Raw genomic sequence first — 23,561 nt, forward strand, 5'->3', positions numbered from 1 at the left:
GATGGCCACAGGCCGTACAAGGAGGAGGTTCGTCATGGACGCTCTGCTCGCCGTCGGCACCCGCAAGGGGCTGTTCCTCGCGCGATCGAGGGGAGGGGGACCCTTCGAGGTCGAGCCGGTGCGGTTCTCCACGATCGCCGTGCACTCGGTGGCGGTCGACACCCGCCGCGACACGCCCCGCCTGCTCGCCGGCATCGAGTACGGCCACTTCGGCCCGTCCGTCATGTGGTCCGACGACCTCGGGGAGACCTGGCACGAGGCGGGCACGCCGCCGGTCGCCTTCCCCGAGCGCACCGGCGCCGCCCTCGCCCGGGTCTGGCAGCTCCAGCCGTCGCCCACCGAGCCCGACGTGGTCTGGGCGGGCGCCGAGCCGGCGGCCCTGTTCCGGTCGGAGGACCGCGGCGAGACCTACTCGCTCGTCGAGGGCCTGTGGGACCACCCGACCCGGCCCCAGTGGCAGCCGGGGAACGGGGGGCTGTGCCTGCACACGATCGTCCCGCACCCGGACGACCCGAAGTCCATCGCGATCGCCGCGTCGGCCGTCGGGTTCTTCCGCAGCGACGACGGCGGCCTCACCTGGTACCCGTCCAACCGGAACATCCGTGCGCCGTTCCTGCCCGAGGGCGCGCAGTACCCCGAGTGGGGGCAGTGCGTGCACAAGGTCGCCCACCACCCGGCGCGGCCGGAGCGGCTCTACCTCCAGCACCACTTCGGCGTCTACCGGTCCGACGACTTCGGCGCCTCGTGGACCGACATCGGGTCGGGCCTGCCGTCCGACTTCGGGTTCCCGATCGCCGTCCACCCCGACGACCCGGACACGCTGTGGGTGTTCCCGCTGCACGGCGACGTCGACCGCACCCCGGTCGGGCACCGGTACCAGGTCTTCCGCAGCGAGGACGCCGGATCGACCTGGCAGGGCCACTCCACCGGGCTCCCCGAGGGCCCGGTGCACGCCGCGGTCCTCAGGGACGCGATGGCGGCCGGCCCGGCCGGTGTGTTCTTCGGCACGCGCGACGGGGAGGTGTACGGCTCGCGCGACGACGGGGAGACCTGGACGCAGATCGCCCGGCACCTGCCGGACGTGCTGTGCGTCCGCGCGGCGGTGCTCTGAGTGGCCAGGCCCGTCACGATGGTGACGTTCGTGCTGCCCCGGACGTTCCGCCACCTGGCGGGCCACCGGGACGAGGTCCGGGTGTTCGCCGTCGCGGCGGCCGACGAGCAGGCGCCGACGTTGGAGGCCGCCCTCGACACGCTCCGCCGTACCCACCCCTCCCTGGAGGAGCGGGTGCGCGGCGCGGACGGCCGGATACGCCCGTGGATGGGTGTCTACGTGTGCGGGGAGAACGCGCGGCGGCTGGGCGGGCTGTCGTGCGCGCTCCCGCCGGGCGCCGAGATCCACGTCGCCCCCGCGCTGGAGTAGCCGCCCGCGCGGCTACTCAGGTGTGGACGATCAGCCAGGTGGCCACGGCGGTCACCGTGGCGGACCGGTTGCCGATGATGTGGGGGCGGCTGCACGGGAACGTGATCGAGTCGCCCTCGGCCAGTGTGACCACCTCGGTCTCGAACTCGATCGTCAGCTCCCCCCGGGTGACCGTGCCCACCTCGTAGCCCTCGTGCCGGAGGAACCGGCCGTGCTCGGCCGACACGGCCCGCGGCGGGTAGGTGGACTCGAAGAACTCGACGCCGTCGGTGGGCACCGGCGACAGCCTGCGGAAGGTGACGCCGCCGCCCAGCGTGATCGGGGCGACCTCCCAGGCCCTGCGGATGGCGAAGCGCCGCCCCTCCTCCGGCGCCCCGTCTCCCGCGGCCCCCTCCCGGCCGTCTTCCCGGGGCGCCTCCTCGGCCTTCTCGTCGAAGACGGCCGCGAGCGGCACGCCGATCGCCGAGACGTACGCGATCAGCCTGCTGACCGAGGGGCGCATCGTGCCGCGCTCGATCTGGGAGACGGCGCTCGCCGAGATGCCGAGCTCGCGCGCGAGCGCTCGCAGCGACATCCCCGACCGGACCCGGAGCTCGCGGAGCCGCTCGCCGAGGCGCTCACCGGTGATCGCCTCGATGTCCGAAGGGCCGGTCATGTCCTCCACCACGTCACACGAGCTTTACACGGCCGAAATTCCCGGCCCGACGTCAAGGAATACATTAACGGCAACGGTTAAGTGGCCACTTAACAGCGCGCGCTCCCTGATCACGCCCTCCCCCGCACGATACCCCCCAGGGATGCTGAGATGACCGAACACAGCGCACCGCCCCGGCCCCCGGGCCACGACGTCGTGGAGGCTGCCGGCATGCCGGTCGGCGCCGGGCTCGTCAAGCCCGGCTACGACCCCCGGCTCGCCAACGAGGACCTCGCCCCGCTGCGTGAGCAGACGTGGTCCTGGTACAACATCTTCGCCTTCTGGATGTCCGACGTGCACAGCGTCGGCGGCTACGTCACGGCGGGCAGCCTGTTCGCCCTCGGCCTGGCGAGCTGGCAGGTGCTGTTCGCCCTCCTCGCCGGCATCCTGATCGTCAACGTCTTCTGCAACCTGGTCGCCAAGCCGAGCCAGGTCACCGGCGTGCCGTACCCGGTGATCAACCGTGCCGTCTTCGGGGTGCGCGGCGCCAACATCCCCGCCGTCGTGCGCGGGGCGATCGCGATCGCCTGGTACGGCGTGCAGACCTACCTGGCGTCCCAGTCGCTCATCATCATCTTCCTCAAGTTCTGGCCCGCGACGGCGGCCCTGAACGACGTGCGGACGTCCGGGTTCCTCGGCCTCCCCGTGCTCGGCTACATCTGCTACGCGATCCTCTGGGTGGCCCAGGCGTTCGTGTTCTGGAAGGGCATGGAGGCGATCCGCCGGTTCATCGACTGGGCCGGGCCGGCCGTGTACGCCGTCATGCTGGTACTCGCCGTCTACCTGGTCGCCCGGGCCGGCTGGCGCAACATCAGCCTCGACCTGTCCCAGGGCGCCCACCTCGGATTCGCCGAGTCGGTCCCGGTCATGCTGGGCGCGATCGCCCTCGTGGTGTCGTACTTCTCCGGGCCCATGCTCAACTTCGGCGACTTCTCCCGGTACGGCCGGTCGTTCTCCGCCGTGAAGAAGGGCAACCTGCTCGGGCTCCCGGTGAACTTCCTGTTCTTCTCGCTGCTGACAGTGATCACGGCCTCGGCCACCGTGCCGGTCTTCGGCGAGCTCGTCACCGACCCGATCCACACGGTCCAGCGGATCGACACGCCGTTCGCGATCCTGCTCGGCGGGCTGACGTTCGTGGTCGCGACCGTGGGCATCAACATCGTCGCCAACTTCATCTCTCCGGCGTTCGACTTCTCCAACCTCAGCCCGCAGCGGATCAGCTGGCGCACCGGCGGCATGATCGCCGCGGTCGGCTCGGTGCTGCTCACCCCGTGGAATTGGTACGGCAACCCGGACGCCATCCACTACACGCTGGGGCTGCTCGGCGCGCTCATCGGCCCGCTGTTCGGCATCCTCATCGCCGGCTACTACGTCGCGAGCAGGCAGCGGGTGTGGGTGGACGACCTGTTCACCCTCGACCCGGGCGGCCGGTACTGGTTCAGGAACGGCTACAACCCGAACGCGGTCTGGGCGACGGTCGCCGCGGGCGTCCCGGCGATCGTGTCGGTGCTCGCGCCGAAGATGGTCCTCGACCTCGGCCTGACGACGGCCGACCTCACGTGGGTGGCCGACTACAGCTGGTTCGTCGGGTGCGGGCTCGGCTTCGCGGCGATGGTGGTCCTGGAGCGGATCTCGCCGCGCATCGGCGGCCTCGACCGCGACCTCCACCTCGCCGCCGACGGGGCGGCGCCGGCCCGCCCATGACCCGGATCACCGTGATCAACCCCAACACCGCCCGGGCGATGACCGAGACCGTCGGCAGGCGCGCCCGGGCGGTGGCGGCCCCCACCACGGCGGTCGCCGCCGTCAGCCCGCCGATGGGCCCGGAGTCGATCGAGAGCCACTACGACGAGGCGCTGGCCGTCCCCGGTGTGCTGGCGGAGATCGCCGCCGGCGAGCGGGACGGGACCGACGGCTACGTCATCGCCTGCTTCGGCGACCCCGGTCTCGACGCGGCGCGCGAGCTCGCCGCCGGGCCGGTGGTCGGCGTCGCCGAGGCGGCCATGCACGCCGCCAAGCTCATCGGCCGCACGTTCAGCGTCGTGACCACGCTCTCGCGCACCGCCGGGCGGGCCTGGGACCTCGCCCACCGGTACGGCGCCGCGGGCGCCTGCCGGGGCGTGCACGCCTGCGACATCCCCGTCCTCGACCTGGACGGCCCGGGCGCGCGGGAGGCCGTCGCCGATCTGTGCGCGCGGGCCGTGCGGGAGGACGGCAGCGACGTGGTCGTGCTGGGCTGCGCGGGGATGGCCGCGTTCTGCGACGAGGTGGCGGACACGGCCGGCGTGCCGGTGGTCGAGGGCGTGGGCGCGGCGGTCAAGCTGGTCGAGGCGCTGGTGGCGCTCGGCCTGCGGACGAGCCGGCGCGGCGAGTACGCCCCGCCGCCGCCCAAGCGCTACTCCGGCCTGCTCGGCGGCTTCACCGTCGGAGGGGAGGGTCAGACCTTGCGCCAGGCCGGAATCCAGGCGCCGTTCTCGACCACGTAGTCGCCGAACAGCGACGGGGCCTCCTCGCGCATGATCTCGCCGATGCGGTTGAACACGAGGCGGATCTCCTCCTCGGCCCCTTCCGCCGTACGGGACTCGATGGTGTTGCGCAGGGTGCGGACGTTGGCCGTCCAGACGAGGCCGGTGGCGACGCCCTCGGGGGCGAAGCGGCGCATGAACGAGGTGCGATGCTTCTTGTCCGCGAACGGCACCCCCTCGGCGTCGAGCCCGAAGTGCTGGGCCGCCCAGGTCTGGAACTCCTCCATCCGGTCCAGCAGCTCGGTCGCCCGCTTCATCAGCTCGGCGTCCTGCCGGGCCCAGTCGGGGAACCAGAACGGGATGTCGGCCAGCCGGACGAACCGCAGCGACTCCTGGGAGATCGCCACGCCCGGCCGGTGCCGCACCAGCTCGTGGGTGAAGACCCGGGAGACGTTGTGCAGCACGAAGCTGAAGCTGATGTGCTCCAGCACCGACCCGTGGGCCGAGGCCAGGATGTTGCGCAGGTAGGCGTCCTGGTCGGAGCGGATGCGGGTGACGTTCGGGTTCAGGCCCGGCTCGAACGAGCGGTAGCACAGCCGCCCCGCGAACTCCGCCAGGTTCTGCGCGTCGAACTCGCCCCGTTCGAGACGGTCGAGCCAGGACTCGCCGCCGATCTCGTGCAGATAGCGGGCGAGCTCCTCATAGTCCAGCTCGGGCCGGGCGACGAGGAAGACCTCGGGTTCGACGCTGCGCATTCTCGTACCCCTGGTGGTGCTGATAACGACCGTCATAGCAAACCAGATCCACGGCTCAGGCGTGCCGCGGGGTGCCGCTGCGCAGCAGGAAGTCCTCGACGACGAGGGTGGCGGCGCCCAGCGCCACGGCCTCCGGGCCGAGCCGTCCCAGCTCGATGGACACCTGGGCCATCGGCTGGGCCAGCGCGTGCCGGGCGGCGGCGGCCCGGATCTCCGGCAGCAGCGCGCGGCCGAGCAGCAGCCCCGCCCAGCCGCCCACGATGATCCGCTCCGGGTTGAACAGGTTGATCAGGTTGCCGAGCCCCGCGCCGAGGAACGCCACGGCCTCGTCGAGCACCGGGCGGGCGGCGGGGTCGGTCAGCATCGCGGCCAGGGCGCTCTCCTCGTCGCCCCCGGGCAGGTGGCCGGCGCCGTGGCTCGCGAGGATGGCCTCGGCCCCCACGTACGCCTCCAGGCACCCGACCCCGCCGCACCGGCAGGCCCGGCCGTTCACCGCGATCGTGGTGTGGCCCCACTCGCCGGCGCTGCTGGACACGCCCCGGTAGGTGGCGCCGTCGGTGATGATGCTCGCGCCGACGCCGGTGCCGATGAGCGTCATCACGACGTGGCGGGCGCCCACCCCCGCCCCGAACCACAGCTCGGCCTGGCCCATCGTCTGGGCGCCGTTGTCGGCGAAGATCGGGATGGCGGTGCCGGTCCGGAGCCGGTCGCCCAGCGGCACGCCGTTCCAGCCGAAGGCGCGGGCGTGGATGAGCAGCTCGGGGCGCTGCTCCACGATGCCGGGCACCCCGATGCCGATGCCCAGCACCTGAGACTCGTCCACCCCGGCGTCCGCCAGCACCGACCGCAGGCCGGTCAGGATGTGGTCGACGACGACCGAGGGCTCGTGGCGGCGCGGCTCCAGCGCGTACTCCGCCTTGGCCTTCTCCGTCATCGACAGGTCGAACAGCTCCAGCCGGACCCGGGTCTCCCCCACGTCCACGCCGACGACGTAGCCGTACGACTCCTGGACGCGCAGGAGCGTGCGCGGGCGGCCGCCGTCGGAGTCGACGGCGCCGGCCTCGACGACGATCCCGTCGGCGATGAGGTCGCCGACGACGTTGCTCACCGTGGCGGGGCTGAGACCGGTCAGCCGGCTGAGGTCGTGGCGGCTCAGCTCGTGGCCGAAGTAGAGCGTGCGCAGCAGCAGTGACCGGTTCCCCCTGCGCACGTCGCGGAGCGTGCCGCGCTGCGGACGACGCACTGTCCTCACCCCCGCCCCATAATTCAGGTCTTGTACCAAGGCCGCAAGCGGGATGTCAGGTGATGTCCCTGCGAACCGTCGTGGCGGAGGCGACGGCGGCGAACAGGAGGGCGTACCCCGCGAGCACGAGAGCCCCGCCCCACGCGGGCAGCAGGTCGGGCCGGCCGAGCCCGGTGTCGAGGTCCATCCGCATCAGCGCCTGCGCGGCGCCCGCGGGCAGCCACCTGCCCACCGGCTGCAGCACCGGGATCGCGGTGAGGATCTGCTCGATCACGTACGTCCAGACCACGGCCCCGACGATGGCGGCCACCTGGTTGCGCACGAGCGCCCCCAGGCCGATCCCGAACAGCGCGTACAGCGCGAAGGCGGCCAGCAGCCCGACGGTGGTCTGCGGGAGGTGCGAGGCGGACGGGGAGAACGTGCCGCCGGACAGGATCACGGCCGGGATCACCGTGACGGCCTCCAGCAGCAGAACGGCCACCCCGAACAGCAGGCCCGCGATCACCCCGGCCAGCAGCTTGGCGGCCACCACCGGGAACCGCCGCGGCGTGGTGAGGAACGTGCCCGTGATGGTCTGGTAGCGGTACTCGGCCGTCATCATCACGACGCCGAGGATCGTCACGAGGATGGTCCCGCTGGAGCCGCTCCCCCAGGCCAGCTGGGCCCACTGCGGGGTGTCGCGGGCGGGCAGCCCCGCCGCCCCGTTCTGCGTCACCCCGGCGAACGCGATCGCGAAGCCGAGGAAGAGCGCGATCAGCAGCAGCATGACGAGCAGGAGGACCCACCACAGCCGGGTCGTGAACAGCTTCTGCAGCTCGGCCCTGATCAGCGCGGTCATCGCTCCTCCGTGAGATCCAGGAAGACCTTCTGTAGGTCGGTGCGCTCCTCGACCAGCTCACGCAGCGCCACCCGGCGGTCGAGGGCGATCCGGCCGACCTCCTCGGCGGTCAGGCCGCGCACCCGCAGCAGGCCGTCCTCCACCCGCTCGACGGCCCCTCCGGCCGTCTCGAGGGCCGGGCCCAGATCCGCCGCGTTCGCGGCGCCCACGCGGACCACGGACCGTCCGTTGCTGGTCAGCTCGGCCAGCGTGCCCTGCCGGACGAGCCGGCCGCGGGCGATGATCACCACGTTGTCCACGGTCTGCTCCACCTCGGACAGGACGTGGCTGGACACGAGCACGGCCGCGCCCTGCTCGTGGGCCAGGTGCCGCAGGAATCCGCGCAGCCACTCGATCCCCGCGGGATCGAGGCCGTTGGCGGGCTCGTCCAGGATGTAGACGCGCGGCCGGCCGAGCAGCGCGGCGGCCAGCGCGAGCCGCTGCCGCATGCCGAGCGAGAAGCCCAGCACGCGCTTGCCGGCCGCGTCGGCCAGGCCGACCTGGGCCAGCGCATCGTCCGCGCGGGCCTGCGGCAGCCCGGCCGCCGTGCACAGGACCCGCAGGTGGTTGCGGGCCGTCCGGCCCGGGTGGAAGCTCGTGGCCTCCAGGACGGCCCCCACCTCGGTCAGCGGCGCCGTCAGGGACGCGTAGGGCCTGCCCCCGACCAGCGCCCGCCCCGAGTCGGGGGCGACCAGGCCGAGCAGGCAGCGGAGGGTCGTCGTCTTGCCCGCGCCGTTGGGGCCGAGGTACCCGGTCACCGAGCCGGCCTCGACCGTGAACGAGACGCCGTCGACCGCCCTCACCGGTCCGAACGTCTTCACAAGATCGTGGATCTCTATCGCAGCCATCGGGCCGATTATCGCGCCCAGGACGGACGGGTTCCTCCTCTTCAAGGATGATCCGTCCGCCCCGGCCCGTGCCGCGGCTCCCCTCGGGCAAGTGATCAGCAGGACCGCCGCCGCCGCTCATCGGCGTGCCTTCCCCGCTCATCGCCATAGGACGTGCGCTCGCTCAGCCTTCCTCGTCGTCCCCGCGCCGGCGGAACCTGGCGATCTCGCCGGAGAGCCTGCCCGTCACCGATCTGGCCCGGCCGAGGGTCTCGTTGCCGAGGTGCCGGGCGGCGTCGACACCCTCCGCTCCTGTCTCGAGCACCTTGTCCCTCACCTCCGCGGCCGCCTCCACCCAGCGTCTCGCCTCCAGCGACCGCCGATGGCGCTCGATCCCGAGCCGTCCGTGGAACTCGACGACGGCGATCGCGACATGGTTGCTCGAATGCACCAGAGCCCGGGACGCGGAGGGGTGCAGCAGCACCTTCGTGTTGGCCATGCCCGCGGCCGCGTCCATCCGGGCCATCAGACGCTCGGTGCTCCGTGAGATGAGTTCCAGCCGGTTCTGCCGTGCGGCCCGAATCCCGAGGCGATGCCGGTCCAGCTCCTCCGCAGACGCGTCCAGCACCCGGTCGAGTTCGAGCACGGCGATCGCGTCCTGCAGCTGGAAGCAGCGAGCCAGAACGGCGAGCCACTCCTGGACCTTGACCTCGGCCTCCTTGGACGTCTCCGCGAGTTCAGCGATCTTCGTCGTGTGCTCCATCTTCTCGGCGAGCGCGTCGAGCCGGCGCAACGCGTACGCCTGGGTTTTCGCGATCGTCACCGGAGTGGCCTGCACCTTCGACCACGTGACCTCGGAGACCCGGCCCACCTGCTCCCGGATGGTCATGGCCTCCTCGATCACGAGGTCCACTCCGATCATGTCCGCCAGCACGGCGTCCTTCTGGGCGCGGAGCACGTCGTCGACCTTCTCGTCGATCGCGGCGAGATAGTCGGTGATCTCGTCCATGGTCTGCCGCATCGCGAGCTGCGCCATGAGCCCCGCGGCGCCGGCCAGGAACGCCGGGTTGGTCAGAAGCGATCCGGGCGTCCTCGCCAACTCCAGGAGTCCCTTGATCTTGCCGTTCTCCGTCAGCACGGCACGGCTGACACCCGGCTCCGAACCTGTCATCAGGTTGTACTTCTTCATCGCGTGCGCGGACTGCTCGGTCAGCTTCACCCAGCGGCCTGAGTTCGCGGCGATCTCGGAACCCGCCCGTGCGACTCCGGCCCCGGTACGGAAAACAGATCGGAGCCGTTTCAGCCCGAGGTCCTTCGACGACAGTCCCTCGGAGACGAGGAACCGCTCGACGGCCGCCGGACTCCCGATGACCGCCAGGCCGTCGCCGTCGCTGATCAGCTCGATCTCGTCATCCATCGTCGGCTCCTGACGCGTGGGGGGAAACCCGGCTCCTCACAGGTGAGGGTGGAGTCGGGGTGCACGTGGCGATGCGGGAGTGGGGTGTCGAGGCCGTCCAGGATGGGAGTTCATCGCTCACCGTCCGGGGAGGACCTCGACGCGCCCCAACGCTACCGTCGGCGGCCCCTGACCTGATCGCGTTCCGCAGCATCACGGAGATCGGATCCGAGACGACGTCTCGTGCGGGTACGCCCCGATCCGTCTGTCCCGTAACGCCCTCGCGATCCGCAGGGCGATTCAGAGGCGGTAGACGCGGCGGGCGTTGCCGGAGCCGATCATGTGGGCGATCCTGGCCGCGTCCGCCGGGCTCCACTCCCCCTCGGCCAGGCGCCCGGCGATCGCGCGGGCGAGGCCCCTGCGGTGGTAGAGCGCCCCGAGGTGGCACAGCTCGGCCGCGCCGTAGCAGTCCGAGCTGAACATCTGCTTGTGGAACGGCGCCAGCTCCAGCAGGTCGGCGACGACGCGGGCCGACCCGGCCGCCGTGTGCGTGAGCGCCAGCCCCACGTCCACGTAGACGTGGGGGAAGACGCTCGCGAGGTAGGCCGCCTGCCGGTGGTAGGGGTAGCAGTGCAGCAGGACGACCGGCACGCCGATGGGCGCGAGCGCCCGCAGGAACCCGGTCAGCACCGCGGGGTCGGCCCGGTGCAGGTCGACGTCGTCGTCCCCGAAGCCGCAGTGGAACTGCAGCGGCAGGCCACGCTCCCGGGCGACGTCGACGGCCGCCCACAGCAGGTGCCGGACGAGCACCGGGTCGTCGAGCCGCCGTTTGGGGTCGGCCAGGCGCCGTCCGGCGGCCGCGATGACGCTCCCCCGCGACGGCCGGGACGGGTCGAAGTCGAGCCCGCACCGGTAGGCGGCGATCGACTTCAGCCCGGCGGCGCGCGCGGCCCGCGCGGCCAGCTCCTCGCGGAGCGTCCCGGTGTACTCCACGGCCGACAGCCCGGCCTCGGCGACGTCCTGCTCGATGCGTTCCAGCCGGACGATCTCGTCGGCCGCCGCACCGCCCAGGCGCCCCATCTCGGCGGGCGTGAGCAGGCCGGGCGCGTCGAGTCCGGTGTCGACCAGGAACGCCGCGACGCCGGCCGCCCGAAGCAGGCGCCGGTTGACCTCGCCGGCGCCGAGCTCGGACCGCCGGGACAGGTAGACGGCCGGGGAGGCGTGCGGCTCCAGGCCGAGCACGGGCGCGCACCACCGCCGGATCGCCGCGCCCACGGGGGTGTCGAAGTGCGTGGTCCCCGGTGGGGCGGGCGCGCCCGACTCCGTGATCATGAGCTCGAACTCGGACCTCGACGGGTCGTCGCGCCGCACGCCGTGGCAGTGGTGGTCCACCATGGGCGCGAGCAGCGCCGCGCGCACCGGGTCGGGAAGATCCGCGGGCAGCACGTCGTCGGGTCGCGTCTCCGGCACGGGAGTGGACTCTACGGGCTGCCGGCACGGCCGGGCGCGGCTTTCCCTCCTCTTTACACGCCCGCCTCGCCGGCGCCGGGCGCGCGGGAAAACCCGTCGACGCCCGGCCCGGGGCCCGGCTACGGTGGCCGTCCCACGTCGTACGGAGGTGCTCTCCATGCCCGCGACCGCCGCGCCGCCGACCGCCGTCCGTACCCATGACGTGAGGAATGCCGAAGTGGACCTGCCACGTGAGTTCACCGTCCGCGAGAGCGGCCATCGGATCCACAACCCGTTCACCGGCGAGAAGCTCGCTCTCCTGGGCCGGGCCGTCCGGCTGCGGCCGGGGACGACCGTGCTCGACCTCGCCTGCGGCAGCGGCGAGATGCTCTGCACCTGGGCGCGCGACCACGGCGTCGCCGGCACCGGGGTCGACATCAGCACCGCGTTCCTGACCGGCGCCCGGGAGCGGGCGGCCGAGCTCGGCGTGACCGGCCAGGTGACGTTCGTCCACGGCGACGCCTCCGGGTACGTCGCGGACGAGCCGGTCGACGTCGCCGCCTGCCTCGGGGCGACCTGGATCGGCGGCGGCGCCGCCGGCACCGCCGCCCTGCTCGAACGCAGCCTGCGCCCCGGCGGGCTGCTGCTCGTCGGGGAGCCGTTCTGGCGGAGGGACCCGCCGGACCAGGCGACCGTCGAGGGCTGCCACGCCTCCGCCAAGGAGGACTTCCACGATCTTCCCGGGCTGGTGGCGCTGTTCGGCGGCCTCGGATTCGACGTGGTCGAGATGGTCCTCGCGGACGAGGACAGCTGGGACCGGTACGCGGCGGCGCAGTGGCTCACCGTACGGACCTGGCTGGACGCCAACCCGGACGACGAGCTGGCCCCCGCGATGCGGGCTGAGCTGGACGGCGCCCCGCTGCGGCACGTCCGGTACGTACGGCCGCACCTGGGCTGGGGCGTCTTCGCCCTCATACGGCGATAGCGGAGCCTCCGGGCGCCCCGGCGGGGCGCCCGGAGCAGCCGTCACGAGCAGAGGCGCAGCACGTTGGCGATGATCCGGGCCCCGGCAGCGCCCTCGGTGGTGAGGATCGACTCCGGGTGGAACTGCACGCCGAACCGCCGGTTCTCCACGTCCTCGATGGCCATGGCCGCGCCGTCCGGCGTCACCGCGGTGACCCGGAAGCCCCGCACTCCGGGCGTCTTGGCGTGCAGCGAGTGGTAGCGGGCCGCGACGAACTCGGCCGGCAGGCCGTCGAGCACGGCGCTGTCACCCTCGCGCCGCACCCGGCCGCGCTTGCCGTGCTCCGGGTACGGCAGGAGCTCCAGCGTGCCGCCCGCGTGCTCGACCATGGCCTGGAGACCGAGGCACACGCCGAAGACCGGGAGGTTCCGGGCGTACAGCGCCTCGACGAGGGCCGAGCAGCCGAAGTCGGAGGGCCAGCCCGGGCCGGGCGACAGCACGACGAGCGTCGGCGCGATCTCCTCGATCATCTCCAGCGGGAAGCCGTGCCGCAGCGTCACCACGGAGGCGCCCTGCTGCCGGAAGTAGTCGGCGAGCGTGTTGACGAACGAGTCCTCGTGGTCCACGAGGAGGACGGTGTGGCCCTCGCCCGGCCGGTCGGCCGGCCCGCCGGCGACCTTCTCGACGGCCGGGCGCGCGGCCGCCTCCAGCGCGCCGAGCAGGGCGCTCGCCTTGAGCTCGGTCTCCCGCTCCTCGGCCTCCGGGTCGGAGTCGAACAGCAGGGTGGCCCCGGCCCGCACCGTCGCGACGCCGTGCCGGATCTGGGCGGTGCGCAGGGTGAGCCCGGTGTTCATCGAGCCGTCGAACCCGATGAAGCCGACGGCGCCGCCGTACCAGCGGCGGGTGGTCTCCTCGTGGTCCTCGATGAACTGCATGGCCCAGGTCTTGGGCGCGCCGGTCACGGTCACGGCCCACATGTGGGTGAGGAACGCGTCGAGCGCGTCGAACTCGGGGCGCAGGCGGCCCTCGATGTGGTCGACCGTGTGGATCAGCCGGGAGTACATCTCGATCTGCCGGCGGCCGATCACCTGGACGCTGCCGGGGACGCAGATGCGCGACTTGTCGTTGCGGTCCACGTCGGTGCACATCGTGAGCTCCGACTCCTCCTTCACGCTGGACAGGAGCGTGCGGATGGCCTCGGCGTCCTCCACCGGGTTGGCGCCCCGGGCGATCGTGCCGGAGATCGGGCAGGTCTCCACCCGGTCGCCGGTCACCCGGACGTACATCTCCGGGGACGCGCCGACCAGGTGCTCGCCCTCGCCGAGGTTCAGCAGGAACTCGTACGGCGCGGGGTTGCCGGTGCGCAGCGAGCGGTAGAAGGCGGCCGGGTCGGGGCAGGTGGAGTGGAACACCTGGCCGGGCACGACCTCGAACAGGTCGCCCCGGACGAACTTCTCCTTGGCCTTGGCGACGACCTCGGCGTAGCTGCCCTTCTCCGGGTCGGGCGGGACGGCGGCGGGCGTGACCAGCGGGACGGTCTCGCCGGTGCGCTCCAGGCCGTGCGTGGAGACGCCGTCGACGGTGAACTCGTAGACGACCTCGGTGCTCGTCTCCTTGACCCGGTCGATCACCACGAGCCGGTCGGGCAGGTGCAGGACGAGGTCGCGCTGGTCGGCGGGGCGGGTCAGCCGGTACCGGATCGGCTCGAACTGGAACGCCAGGTCGTAGCCGAAGGCGCCGTACAGGCCGAGGTGCGGGTCGTCCCCTCCGAACGCGGCGATGATCTCGCGGATCGCCGTGAACACCGTGGGGCGGCGGCTGCGCATCTCCTCGGGCAGCAGGTCCTCCGACTCGGGCACGTGGACCTCGACGAAGCCCGGACCCGGCTCGGCCACCGGCTTGCCCGCGGCCAGCAGGCACGACGCGATCACCGGCAGCACGACCTGGCCGCGCTCGTTCAGCGCCCGGGCCGAGATCCGCCGTCCCCGTGCGACGACCTCGACGCAGGGATCGACGTAGCCGAAGGCCCATCGGCTGTACCGGCCGGGGTAGTCCATGCCGGAGGAGAACGCCCCGCCGCGGCGCTCGCCCAGCGCCGTGACGATCTCCTCCAGCGCGGCCTCGGGAACCGGGCGCACGCCGCGCTCGACCGCGACGCCGCCGGCCGTGGTATATCCGCTGATCTCCACTGTCCACGCCCCTTTTGACGTATGCCCCGGGGGCGGACATACAGAAGGCCGCCTCTCGGGGCGGCCGGTTCACTCCTGTGTGAATGCGAAAACGCCGCCTGCTAGCGGCGCCACCACTGGGAAGGTGCAAGGGTTCGCATGCGGTAAGGGTAGCGGCGGACGGCACGATCTTGCAATCCGGCGGGCGGCGGGCACCTCTACGAATAGATATTCTGTTACTGGCCGGTAAAGGTGGGGTACCGGTCACTGTAGAGGAGGTGGCATGGTCGACCTGCCGGCTCGTCTTCCCGTCAACGGGGCCCGCCACGGTCCCGCGGCCCGCCGGGTCAGGGTGCGGCGCGACGTGCCCGTCCCGATGCCCGACGGCGTGACGCTCCTGGCCGATCACTACGCCCCGGTCGGCGCCGACGGGGCCCCTGCGATCCTGATCCGCACGCCGTACGGCCGGGCGGGCCTCATCGGCTGGATGTACGGCTGGACGTTCGCGCGGCACGGCTTCCAGGTGGTCCTGCAGAGCTGCCGGGGCGGCTTCGGCTCCGGCGGCAGGCTCGACCCGCTGGCCGACGAGCACGACGACGGCCTCGCGACGGTCGAGTGGATGCGCCGCCAGCCCTGGTACGGCGGGAGCTTCGCCATGCACGGCCCTTCCTACCTCGGCTACAACCAGTGGGCCATCGCCGCCGAGACCCCCGACCTGCGGGCCATGGCCACCCAGGTGACGGCCTCGTGCTTCCGCGACGCCGCGTACGTCGGAGGCGCGTTCGCGCTGGAGTCGACGCTGATCTGGACCACGCTGACCGCGCACCTCGACGGGCGGCTCGGCGGCGTGGCGGCGTTCACCGCGCCGCGCCGCACGCGGCGGGCCGTGCTGTCGGGACGGCCGCCGTCCGAACTCGACGTGCTGTCGGCGGGCCGGCCGCTGCCGTTCTTCCGCGAGCTCATCGAGCACCACGGCCGGCCCGTCTCGCCGTACTGGGAGCGGCGGGACTTCTCGGCCTCGGTCGGCAGGGTGGAGGCCGAGGTCACCATGACCGGCGGGTGGTACGACGTGTTCCTGCCGTGGCAGCTCAAGGACTACGCGGCGATGCGGGCGGCCGGGCGGCGGCCCCACCTCACGATCGGGCCGTGGTACCACGCCGACATCCGGCACGGCAGGGCCGCCAACGCCGACGCCCTGGCCTGGTTCCGCGCCCACCTGCTCGGCGACCCGTCCGGCCTGCGCCCCTCGCCGGTGCGCCTCCACATCACCGGAGCGGACGAGTGGCGCGACTACCCCGACTGGCCGGTGCCGGGCGCGCGGCCGCGGCGCTGGCACCTCCAGCCCGGGGGCGCCCTGTCCACGGACAACCCCGCGGGCGGGGAGCCGGACCGGTACCGGTACGACCCCGCCCATCCCACCCCCGTCATCGGCGGGCCGGTGCTCATCGGCAACTCCGAGCCGCGCGACAACCGGCGGCTGGAGGCCCGGCGGGACGTGCTCGTCTACACCTCCGAGGAGCTGGCCGAGGACACCGACGTGATCGGCCCGGTGCGGGCCGAGGTGTACGCGCGGACCGGCCGGGAGCACGCCGACATCGTCGTCCGGGTCTGCGACGTCCACCCCGACGGCGCGTCGATGAACGTGTGCGAGGGGGTGCGCCGGCTCACCCCGGCCGACCGGGCCGACGCGGACGGCGTGCGGTGCGTCGAGGTGGACCTGTGGCCGGTCGGCCACCGGTTCCTCCGGGGCCACCGGATCCGCGTGCACGTGGCCAGCGGGGCCTACCCCCGCATCGCCCGCAACCCCGGCACGGGCGTCCCGCTGGGCGACGGCTCCCCCATGGTCGCCTCCGACCAGGAGATCCTGCACGACCCGGCCCATCCGTCGGCCGTGGTGCTGCCCCACGTCTGACCGCCGGACACCCGCCCGGCCCGTCGGGGGCCGTCGCTCGCCGCGCCAACACGACCGTTCGGCGATCTGTGACACCGGTGTGACGTGCGCAACTTTACGCTGCGCCCTAACCCGTGTCCGATCCGATTGGAGAGTGCGTTGACCACCCCCCGCACCGACCGCAGCGATCGCAGCCCCTGGAACTGGCTGCTCCTGCTGCCGATCGCGATCCCGCTCCTCACACCCCTGTACAACGCCGACGAGCCGCGCCTGTTCGGCATCCCGCTGTTCTACTGGCTGCAGCTCGCGTTCATCATCCTCGGCGTGGCCACCACCACCCTCGTCTACCGGCTGACGAGGAGGGCCCGGTGACCACCGAAATCGTCATCTTCGCCGTCCTGTTCCTGCTCGTCAGCGGGCTGGGATTCGTCGCGGCCCGCTGGCGGCGGCCCGGCGACCTGGCCAGCCTGCACGAATGGGGGCTCGGCGGGCGCAGCTTCGGCTCGTGGGTCACCTGGTTCCTCGTCGGCGGCGACCTCTACACGGCCTACACGTTCGTGGCCGTCCCCGCCCTGGTGTTCGGCGCGGGCGCCACGGGTTTCTTCGCGGTCCCCTACACGGTGATCGTCTACCCCATGGTGATGCTCGTGCTGATCCGGTTGTGGTCGGTCTCGCACGTCCACGGGCTGGTCACCCCAGCCGACTTCGTGCGGGCCCGGTTCGGCTCGTCCACGCTGGCGCTGCTGGTGGCGATCACCGGCATCGTCGCGACCATGCCGTACATCGCCCTGCAGCTCGTCGGCATCGAAGCCGTCCTGAAGACGATGGGCGTGACCGGCGACCTGCCGCTGATCATCGCCTTCGCCATCCTGGCGGCGTACACCTACCAGTCCGGGCTGCGCGCGCCCGCGCTGATCGCGTTCGTCAAGGACTCGCTGATCTACCTGGTCATTCTTGTCGCGATCATCTACATCCCGGTCAAGCTGGGCGGATGGGGGTCGGTCTTCGACGCGGCGAAGGCCAAGTTCGACGCGACCCCGGCGCCCGGCGACGGCATCCTGCTCAACTCGTCCAACCAGCTCCAGTACGTCACGCTCGCCCTGGGCTCGGCGCTCGCGCTGTTCCTCTATCCACATAGCGTCACCGGGGTGCTCGCATCGCGCGACCGCAATGTGATCAAGCGGAACATGTCGGCCCTGCCCGCCTACAGCCTGCTGCTCGGCCTGATCGCCCTGCTCGGGTACATGGCGATCGCGGCGGGGATCACGCCGATCGGCAAGGACACCAACACGGTCATCCCCAAGCTGTTCGACGCGGTGTTCCCCGACTGGTTCACCGGCGTGGCGTTCGCCGCCATCGGCATCGGCGCACTCGTGCCGGCCGCCATCATGTCGATCGCCGCGGCGAACCTGTTCACCCGCAACATCTACCGGGAGTACTTCAAGCGGGACGCCACCGACGCTCAGGAGGCCAAGGTCAGCAAGATCGCCTCACTGGTCGTGAAGGTTGGCGCGGTGCTGTTCATCCTGCTCATCGACCCGCAGTTCTCGATCGACCTCCAGCTCATCGGCGGCGTGATCATCCTGCAGACCCTGCCGTCGGTGGGCCTCGGCCTGTTCACCCGCTGGTTCCACCGGGCGGGGCTGATCGCGGGCTGGATCGCGGGCATGGGGACGGGCCTGGTGCTGCTGTACAACATCGCCAACCCCGCCAACAACCACGCGCACTTCGGCAGCTCCGCCTTCCCCCTCAAGCAGCTCGGCCTCGACACGAAGATCACGATCTACGCCGGGTTCCTCGCGCTCATCGTCAACCTCGTCGTGGCCGTGCTCGCCACCCTGGTCGCCCGGGCGATGAAGGCGGCCGACGGCCCCGACGCGACGCAGCCGGACGACTACCACGCGGACCAGGGCGACCCCCGCGTTCACGACCTGGAGGTCGCGAGCTCGACCTGACCCCAGGAGGGGCACAGCGAGGCCCCGCCCTCTCCGTGCGGAGAGGGCGGGGCCTTCAAAGGGGCGTTCGTCCGGCGTCCCGGACGTCATCCCCTGGTGGTCGCCGAGGTCGTGGCGCGGGCCCGGCCCGCCGTCTGCCCGGCCCGCTCCCTCTCCTGGTCCTGCCGCGCGGTCCTGGAGACGTCCTCCAGTTCGTGCGCGGTCTGCTGGAACTCCTCCGCGGCCTCGCGGCTCATCATGCTGACGAGCTTGCGGCCACGGACGGCCATGTCCTCGTAGACCTCGTTGGCCTTGGCGAGAGCGTAGGGGCCGACGCCCGCGAGGGCGCAGAACGGCTTGGACGTAGTGATCTTCTTGACCGGCATGGCCATCGGCACTGGGTCACCCTCCGTGCAGTCGGGTCGAACGGAATGCTCAAAGCGGGAACCGGCCCCGCTCCCAGAAGGTGGGAGCGAGGCCGTTGAGACGTTCTCCAGGGTCATCCGTGCGCGGGCTTTCCTGGATGAGCGCCCGCTTCCCCCGATGAGGGCGCTCGCCATGTGCATGCCACACACCGGCTCTGCGGACACCTGGGAATCCGAAAAGAGCCCGCAAACGGCCGCGGCCGGCGCGATCAGTGGACGCGGGTCCTGGTGGTCCCGCACCGGGCGCAGCGGAAGGTGACGATCCGGCCGATCGTCTCCACGGAGATCCATCGGTGGCGTATGCACGGCACCGCCTCCCACTGCCCCGGGCGTCGCCGTTCGAACGATGCGATCAGCCCCGGGCTGGGAGCCCTTCCGGCGCACCGCGCCGCGGGTCCCGGACCGTCCGCACAACGCCGCCGGGCCCCCTCGGCGGGGGCCCGGCGGAAGGTACGGCGGAGGCGGAGCGGAGACGCGGTCAGCCCGGGGTGTTGTCGGCCTCCGCCCGGCGGGCGTCGAAGTCCTCGTCGGGGACGACCAGCTCGTTGACCGCGATCCCGGCCTCGCCGGCGACCGCCGCGAGCTCCGAGCCGAGCGACTCGTGCGGCGCCGCCCGGTGGCCGCGGCGCAGCGGGCCGGTCAGCACCGACGCCACCGCGGCGACGAGGCAGGCGGCCACGGCGAACCAGAAGGCGATCACGAGGCCCTGGTGGAACGGCCCCGCGATGAGGTGCGGGAAGAACTCCTTGCTCGTCAGGCGGCTGCCCCCGTCCGGCAGCCCGCCCAGCACGCCGTCGAGCAGTTCCCGGAACGGGTTGTAGCCGAGGAACGCCGCGAACAGCACGGCGATGGGCGGGAGGTGGGCGATGCCCTGCGCCGTGGCGTCCGGGACCCCCTGGCGTACCAGCTCGTCGTGCATCGCGGGCGGCAGGGAGTGCGACAGGCCCGCCACCATCAGGCTGAAGAAGACGCCGATGGACAGCACCATCGACGAGTTCTGGAACGTGGCCGTCATCCCGGCGCCGACGCCGCGCGACTCGGCGGGCACGGAGTTCATGATCTCGGCGCGGTTGGGAGAGGCGAACAGGCCGGAGCCGATGCCGTTGATCAGGATGAGCAGCGCGAAGACGCCGTAGTTGAAGTCGGTGGGCAGGGCCATCAGCGCGAAGAAGCTCGCCGCCGTGATGATCGCCCCGCCGACCGTGAAGTTCCGCGGCCCGAAGCGGTCCGACAGCCAGCCGGAGACGGGCGCGGACAGCAGGAACCCGATCGTCAGCGGGATCATGTAGATGCCCGCCCACAGCGGGGTCTCCTCGAAGCTGTAGCCGTGCAGCGGCAGCCAGATCCCCTGCAGCCAGATGATCAGCATGAACTGCAGGCCGCCGCGCCCCAGGGCGGTGAGCAGGCTCGCGATGTTGCCCGCGAGGAAGGCCCGCGAGCGGAACAGCGAGAGCCGGAACAGCGGCTCGGCCACCCTCGTCTCGATCCAGGCGAACAGCGCCAGCAGCGCCACCCCGCCCACCAGCGCCGCGAGGACCCAGGGGTTCGCCCAGCCCATCACGCTGGTCCCGTACGGCTGGATGCCGTAGGTGATGCCGACCAGCAGGACGATCAGGCCGACGGCGAAGGTGGCGTTGCCCCACCAGTCCATCCGGGCCGGCCGGCGCACGCCGTTGTCACGCAGCTTCACGAACGCCCAGATCGTGCCGAACACGCCGAACGGCACCGACACCAGGAAGATGGCCTTCCAGCTCACCGGGGCCAGGACGCCGCCGATGACCAGCCCGAGGAACGACCCGGTGATTCCGGCGATCGAGTTGATGCCGAGGGCGGTGCCGCGCTGGTGCGACGGGAACGCGTCGGTCAAAATCGCCGTCGAGTTGGCGAACAGCAGGGCGCCCCCGATGCCCTGCACGATGCGCCAGCCGATCAGCCACAGCGCGCCGGCGCTGCCCTCCAGCCAGGTGACCGACAGCAGGATCGAGCACACGCTGAAGACGGCGAACCCCATGTTGTACATGCGGACGCGGCCGAACATGTCGCCCAACCGGCCGAACGTCACCACCAGCACGGCGGTGACGACCATGAAGCCCATCATCATCCACAGCAGATAGCCGGTGTTGCCGGGGTCCAGCGGGTTGAGGTGGATGCCGCGGAAGACGTCCGGCAGGGCGATGAGCACGATGGACTGGTTGATCATGACCATCAGCACGCCGAGCGTGGTGTTGGACAGCGCGATCCACTTGTAGCTCGAGGGCGGTTCCGACACGGGCGATGTTCCGCTTGGGGATGTTTTCGCTACGGCCACTGACCGCTTCTCCTCCTCATTCGTCCGCTCATATCGGCGGACCAACAGTTAGTTAGCGGAACTAAATTACCCTGAACGGATGACGGGCACGTTTCACCCCGTTCCGGGGCGGCTCACTCCGGCGCCCTGACCGTCCCGATGCCGAGCGTGCTCTGGGCCGGGAGCATGCCCGACGTGAACACCGCGCCCAGGAGCGGCTGGAGGCACGCGGCCAGCCGTTCGGCCTTGTCCGCGCCCAGGGCCTGCCACGGCCCGGCGGCCGCCTCGTCCGTCATCCGCTCGACCCGGTCGCGCAGGGCGCGGCCCGCCTCGGTCGCGGCGCCGTCCTCTCCGACCAGGCCGCGCGCGGCGAGCCGCTCCCGGGCCGCCGCCCACTCCTGCTCGGTCCAGCCGCGCCCGGCGAAGTTGGCGACGGGGGCCGCGCCGACGGCGGCGAACGACACGAGCGCCTCGCAGCCGTCGAGCCCGGCGGCCAGGAGAGCGGCGAGGTGCCCGTCGCCCCGATGCTCGCGGAGCACCGTCACGGCCTGCCAGAGCGCCAGGTGCGGCTCGTCCGGCCAGGGGAGGTCGAGGTTGGCGGCGGCGAGCGGCCTGCCGGGGACGGCGGAGCCCTCCGCCGCCCTCCGCGCGAGATCGGCGGCCTCGGCGATCTCCGGGGACGTCACGCCCTCGTCGCCGAGCAGCGCCCGCAGCGTCCGGTCCATGGCGACCAGGCGCGTCTCCAGCACGCGGGAGGGCGCCGCGACCGACCACACGGCCGGCACGTGCCGCGCCACCGCCGCCGGGCTGAAGCTGTAGTAGGCCGCCGTCACCAGGGCCGGTCCGGCCGCGCCCAGCGGAGCCGTCCGGTAGGCGAAGTAGGACGGCCAGCGGGACTCGACGTCGTACCCGAGGGCCGCCGCCTCCTCGAAGGCCTGCGGCGCGAAGTAGAGGGTCGCGTGGACCGGCTCGATCTGGTGCCACATCCGCCGGGCCAGCCGGGAGAACTCGCTCATCGTCGTCCGCCTTCACGTTCATTGGATAGCAGCGCTATCTAATCATGTCGCGGCAGGGGACGCATCCGATTTCTCGGGCGATTTCGCGAGAAGAGCGGGCGGCCCGTGGGGCGGCTCAGGCCTCGAGCGCGCCGGCGATGACGTCGACGAGGCTGTCCACGACGGTGTCGCGGTCGAGGCCGGGGTTCTCCAGCCACCAGTCGCCGATGGCCTGCACCATGCCGACGAACGCGTGCCCGAGCACCTGGGCGCGGGCGGGATCGGCCACCCCTCCCTCGGCGAGGACCGACCCCAGCTCCACCCCGACGCTGCGCACGATCGCGGCCATCTGGGTGTGTGTACGGCTGTCCTCGGCGCTGGCCCGGTGGAACAGGAAACGGTAGAGGTTCGGGTTCGCCGAGATCGTGTCGAGGTACGCGCTGATGGTTGCCCGCGCCCTGGCCCGGGGGTCGGCCATGGCCTTGGCGAACTCCGGCCGCAGCAGCTCGATCACAACGCGCGTGTGACGCTCGGCCAGCGCCTGGTAGAGACCGCTCTTGTCCCCGAAGTGCCGATAAAGGATCGGCTTGGTGATCCCCGCCTCGGACGCGATCGCCGCCATCGACGCCTCGGGCCCCTCCCTGCGGATCACCCGGTCGGCCGCGTCCAGCAGCTCCCGCCGCCGCTCCGGGCTCCGGCCGCCGCGCTCAGCTGTGCCGACCGTCATGACCTCAGCATAGGTGCCGTACGGCCGCCGTCCCGGCCGAGTCACGCGGTCCGCCGCACCCGGCTCCCTCCGGACGGCGATCGCCGTGCCGATCGCTCCGGTAATGTGCCGCTCGCGGGTTTCCGCCAGGTCTGGAGGTGGCAGGTGGACGAGGCGGGCGCGCCGCTGGTTCCGGGCTACGAGGTGCGCGGCGTCCTCGGGCAGGGCGGCTTCGGGATCGTCTACCGCGCCCGCCAGCTGGCCGTCGGCCGGGAGGTCGCCCTCAAGGTCGACAACCGGGTGCTGGTCTCCGACCGCGACCGCCGCCGCTTCATGCGCGAGGTGACGTCCGCAGGCGCCCTGTCCGGTCACCCGCACGTGGCCGACGTGTACGACGCGGGCGTGCTGCCGGACGGCCGGCCGTACATGGTGCTGGAGCTGTGCCCGAACGGCTCGCTCGCCGACAGGCTGCGCGCCGAGGGGAGGCTCGCCGCGTCCGAGGTGCGCGACATCGGCGTCAAGATAGCCGACGCGCTGGCCGCCGCCCACGCCGCGGGCGTCCTGCACCGCGACGTGAAGCCGGCGAACATCCTCGTGAACTCGTACGGCATGGTGGCCCTGTCGGACTTCGGGCTCGCCACGATGCCGGGGCAGGGCGGCGCCGGGCCGGGCGAGGTCTCCGTGACCCGCGAGTCGCTCACCCCCGCCTACGCGCCGCCCGAGGCGTTCGACCTGACCGAGCCGACGCCGGCCGCAGATGTGTACGCCCTCGCCGCGACCCTGTACGCGCTGCTGAGCGGCCGTCCCCCGCGGTTCCCCGAGAGCGGCGTGGTCAACATCGCCGCCATCATGGCCCTGCACCGCCTGCCCATCCCGGACGTCCCCGGGGTGCCGCCGGCGCTGACCGAGGTCTTACGCCGGGGCATGGCGAGCGACGTGCGGCAGCGGACCGCCACGGCCGCCGCCCTGCGGGACGCCCTGGCCGCCCTGCGCCCCGACGGCTCCGCCGGCCCCGGCGCCCCTTCGCCCGCCGCCGGCCCGGACGGCGTCCCGGGCGGCCTCCCC

General features: G+C 72.3%; 21 protein-coding genes. 9 read left to right on the forward strand and 12 right to left on the reverse strand.

What is annotated here, in order from left to right; translation table 11 throughout:
• Positions 1-34: 34 nt before the first annotated feature.
• Both MPTA5024_RS03235 and MPTA5024_RS03240 read left to right on the forward strand, forming a co-directional pair.
• The gene (locus MPTA5024_RS03235; protein ID WP_198166927.1) at positions 35-1,111 is read left to right on the forward strand and encodes a WD40/YVTN/BNR-like repeat-containing protein; all 1,077 of its coding nucleotides are present in this window, start codon (positions 35-37) and stop codon (positions 1,109-1,111) included.
• Positions 1,112-1,420, forward strand: a complete 309-nt coding sequence (locus tag MPTA5024_RS03240; RefSeq protein ID WP_051457645.1) for a hypothetical protein — start codon at positions 1,112-1,114, stop codon at positions 1,418-1,420.
• Between the two features lie 16 nt (positions 1,421-1,436).
• Here MPTA5024_RS03240 and MPTA5024_RS03245 read toward each other — a convergent pair whose 3' ends face one another.
• Positions 1,437-2,075, reverse strand: coding sequence for a helix-turn-helix domain-containing protein (locus MPTA5024_RS03245; RefSeq protein WP_051458006.1), 639 nt, complete (start codon positions 2,073-2,075; stop codon positions 1,437-1,439).
• Between the two features lie 150 nt (positions 2,076-2,225).
• Between MPTA5024_RS03245 and MPTA5024_RS03250 the strand changes: the two genes are divergently transcribed.
• On the forward strand, positions 2,226-3,818 hold the full coding sequence (locus MPTA5024_RS03250) for an NCS1 family nucleobase:cation symporter-1 (protein WP_051457646.1): 1,593 nt from the start codon (positions 2,226-2,228) through the stop codon (positions 3,816-3,818).
• On the forward strand, positions 3,815-4,600 hold the full coding sequence (locus MPTA5024_RS03255; protein WP_051457647.1) for an aspartate/glutamate racemase family protein: 786 nt from the start codon (positions 3,815-3,817) through the stop codon (positions 4,598-4,600). The genes MPTA5024_RS03250 and MPTA5024_RS03255 overlap by 4 nt, the downstream gene beginning before the upstream one ends.
• Here MPTA5024_RS03255 and thyX read toward each other — a convergent pair.
• The 6 genes from thyX to MPTA5024_RS03285 all read right to left on the reverse strand — a co-directional run bounded on the left by thyX (position 4,552) and on the right by MPTA5024_RS03285 (position 11,147).
• The gene (thyX, locus tag MPTA5024_RS03260; protein ID WP_036319727.1) at positions 4,552-5,334 is read right to left on the reverse strand and encodes an FAD-dependent thymidylate synthase; all 783 of its coding nucleotides are present in this window, start codon (positions 5,332-5,334) and stop codon (positions 4,552-4,554) included. The genes MPTA5024_RS03255 and thyX overlap by 49 nt on opposite strands.
• Before the next feature lie 55 nt (positions 5,335-5,389).
• Positions 5,390-6,586: an ROK family transcriptional regulator gene (locus MPTA5024_RS03265; RefSeq protein ID WP_232326146.1), complete on the reverse strand. Its 1,197-nt coding sequence runs from the start codon at positions 6,584-6,586 to the stop codon at positions 5,390-5,392.
• A 46-nt stretch (positions 6,587-6,632) separates the two neighbouring features.
• The gene (locus MPTA5024_RS03270; RefSeq protein WP_036319729.1) at positions 6,633-7,415 is read right to left on the reverse strand and encodes an ABC transporter permease; all 783 of its coding nucleotides are present in this window, start codon (positions 7,413-7,415) and stop codon (positions 6,633-6,635) included.
• A complete protein-coding gene (locus MPTA5024_RS03275; RefSeq protein WP_036319730.1) occupies positions 7,412-8,302 on the reverse strand; it encodes an ABC transporter ATP-binding protein in 891 nt (296 codons plus the stop codon). The genes MPTA5024_RS03270 and MPTA5024_RS03275 overlap by 4 nt, the downstream gene beginning before the upstream one ends.
• 163 nt (positions 8,303-8,465) lie before the next feature.
• A complete protein-coding gene (locus MPTA5024_RS03280; RefSeq protein WP_036319731.1) occupies positions 8,466-9,698 on the reverse strand; it encodes a hypothetical protein in 1,233 nt (410 codons plus the stop codon).
• Between the two features lie 279 nt (positions 9,699-9,977).
• Positions 9,978-11,147, reverse strand: a complete 1,170-nt coding sequence (locus MPTA5024_RS03285) for an amidohydrolase family protein (RefSeq protein ID WP_232326148.1) — start codon at positions 11,145-11,147, stop codon at positions 9,978-9,980.
• Between the two features lie 217 nt (positions 11,148-11,364).
• Here MPTA5024_RS03285 and MPTA5024_RS03290 point away from each other — a divergent pair, with 217 nt between their 5' ends.
• Positions 11,365-12,111, forward strand: a complete 747-nt coding sequence (locus MPTA5024_RS03290; RefSeq protein ID WP_036319733.1) for an SAM-dependent methyltransferase — start codon at positions 11,365-11,367, stop codon at positions 12,109-12,111.
• Between the two features lie 41 nt (positions 12,112-12,152).
• On the opposite strand, the gene MPTA5024_RS03295 is transcribed toward MPTA5024_RS03290, so the two are convergent.
• Entirely contained in the window at positions 12,153-14,279 is a 2,127-nt protein-coding gene (locus MPTA5024_RS03295) for an anthranilate synthase component I (protein ID WP_036319734.1), read from the reverse strand.
• Between the two features lie 262 nt (positions 14,280-14,541).
• Between MPTA5024_RS03295 and MPTA5024_RS03300 the strand changes: the two genes are divergently transcribed.
• From MPTA5024_RS03300 to mctP, 3 genes are all read left to right on the forward strand, one after another.
• Entirely contained in the window at positions 14,542-16,170 is a 1,629-nt protein-coding gene (locus MPTA5024_RS03300) for a CocE/NonD family hydrolase (RefSeq protein ID WP_051457648.1), read from the forward strand.
• Positions 16,171-16,308: 138 nt separating this feature from the next.
• A complete protein-coding gene (locus MPTA5024_RS03305) occupies positions 16,309-16,521 on the forward strand; it encodes a DUF3311 domain-containing protein (protein WP_084369398.1) in 213 nt (70 codons plus the stop codon).
• Entirely contained in the window at positions 16,518-18,104 is a 1,587-nt protein-coding gene (gene mctP, locus MPTA5024_RS03310; RefSeq protein WP_036319737.1) for a monocarboxylate uptake permease MctP, read from the forward strand. Before MPTA5024_RS03305 ends, mctP begins: the two co-directional genes overlap by 4 nt.
• An 86-nt stretch (positions 18,105-18,190) precedes the next feature.
• Here the strand turns inward: mctP and MPTA5024_RS03315 are convergent, their stop codons facing one another.
• From MPTA5024_RS03315 to MPTA5024_RS03330, 4 genes are all read right to left on the reverse strand, one after another.
• Positions 18,191-18,475: a hypothetical protein gene (locus MPTA5024_RS03315; protein ID WP_157099273.1), complete on the reverse strand. Its 285-nt coding sequence runs from the start codon at positions 18,473-18,475 to the stop codon at positions 18,191-18,193.
• Between the two features lie 511 nt (positions 18,476-18,986).
• A complete protein-coding gene (locus MPTA5024_RS03320) occupies positions 18,987-20,777 on the reverse strand; it encodes an MFS transporter (protein ID WP_232326149.1) in 1,791 nt (596 codons plus the stop codon).
• Between the two features lie 152 nt (positions 20,778-20,929).
• Entirely contained in the window at positions 20,930-21,811 is an 882-nt protein-coding gene (locus tag MPTA5024_RS03325; protein ID WP_036319744.1) for an SCO6745 family protein, read from the reverse strand.
• 115 nt (positions 21,812-21,926) lie between these two features.
• Entirely contained in the window at positions 21,927-22,517 is a 591-nt protein-coding gene (locus MPTA5024_RS03330; RefSeq protein WP_036319746.1) for a TetR/AcrR family transcriptional regulator, read from the reverse strand.
• 144 nt (positions 22,518-22,661) lie between these two features.
• Between MPTA5024_RS03330 and MPTA5024_RS03335 the strand changes: the two genes are divergently transcribed.
• The coding region (locus tag MPTA5024_RS03335) for a serine/threonine-protein kinase (RefSeq protein WP_157099398.1) at positions 22,662-23,561 on the forward strand (900 nt) is incomplete at its 3' end.

Origin of the sequence: Microbispora sp. ATCC PTA-5024 (assembly GCF_000511135.2) — a bacterium.
In the GTDB taxonomy this organism is placed as follows: Bacteria; Actinomycetota; Actinomycetes; order Streptosporangiales; family Streptosporangiaceae; genus Microbispora; species Microbispora corallina.

Excerpts from the sequence above, each read along its gene's own strand:
- MPTA5024_RS03330 (WP_036319746.1), bottom strand. The coding sequence starts at position 22,517 with ATGACGGTCGGCACAGCTGAGCGCGGCGGCCGGAGCCCGGAGCGGCGG.
- MPTA5024_RS03325 (WP_036319744.1), bottom strand. The coding sequence starts at position 21,811 with ATGAGCGAGTTCTCCCGGCTGGCCCGGCGGATGTGGCACCAGATCGAG.
- MPTA5024_RS03245 (WP_051458006.1), bottom strand. The coding sequence starts at position 2,075 with ATGACCGGCCCTTCGGACATCGAGGCGATCACCGGTGAGCGCCTCGGC.
- MPTA5024_RS03250 (WP_051457646.1), top strand. The coding sequence starts at position 2,226 with ATGACCGAACACAGCGCACCGCCCCGGCCCCCGGGCCACGACGTCGTG.
- MPTA5024_RS03275 (WP_036319730.1), bottom strand. The coding sequence starts at position 8,302 with ATGGCTGCGATAGAGATCCACGATCTTGTGAAGACGTTCGGACCGGTG.
- MPTA5024_RS03280 (WP_036319731.1), bottom strand. The coding sequence starts at position 9,698 with ATGGATGACGAGATCGAGCTGATCAGCGACGGCGACGGCCTGGCGGTC.
- MPTA5024_RS03235 (WP_198166927.1), top strand. The coding sequence starts at position 35 with ATGGACGCTCTGCTCGCCGTCGGCACCCGCAAGGGGCTGTTCCTCGCG.
- MPTA5024_RS03255 (WP_051457647.1), top strand. The coding sequence starts at position 3,815 with ATGACCCGGATCACCGTGATCAACCCCAACACCGCCCGGGCGATGACC.
- MPTA5024_RS03315 (WP_157099273.1), bottom strand. The coding sequence starts at position 18,475 with ATGGCCATGCCGGTCAAGAAGATCACTACGTCCAAGCCGTTCTGCGCC.
- MPTA5024_RS03300 (WP_051457648.1), top strand. The coding sequence starts at position 14,542 with ATGGTCGACCTGCCGGCTCGTCTTCCCGTCAACGGGGCCCGCCACGGT.
- thyX (WP_036319727.1), bottom strand. The coding sequence starts at position 5,334 with ATGCGCAGCGTCGAACCCGAGGTCTTCCTCGTCGCCCGGCCCGAGCTG.
- MPTA5024_RS03270 (WP_036319729.1), bottom strand. The coding sequence starts at position 7,415 with ATGACCGCGCTGATCAGGGCCGAGCTGCAGAAGCTGTTCACGACCCGG.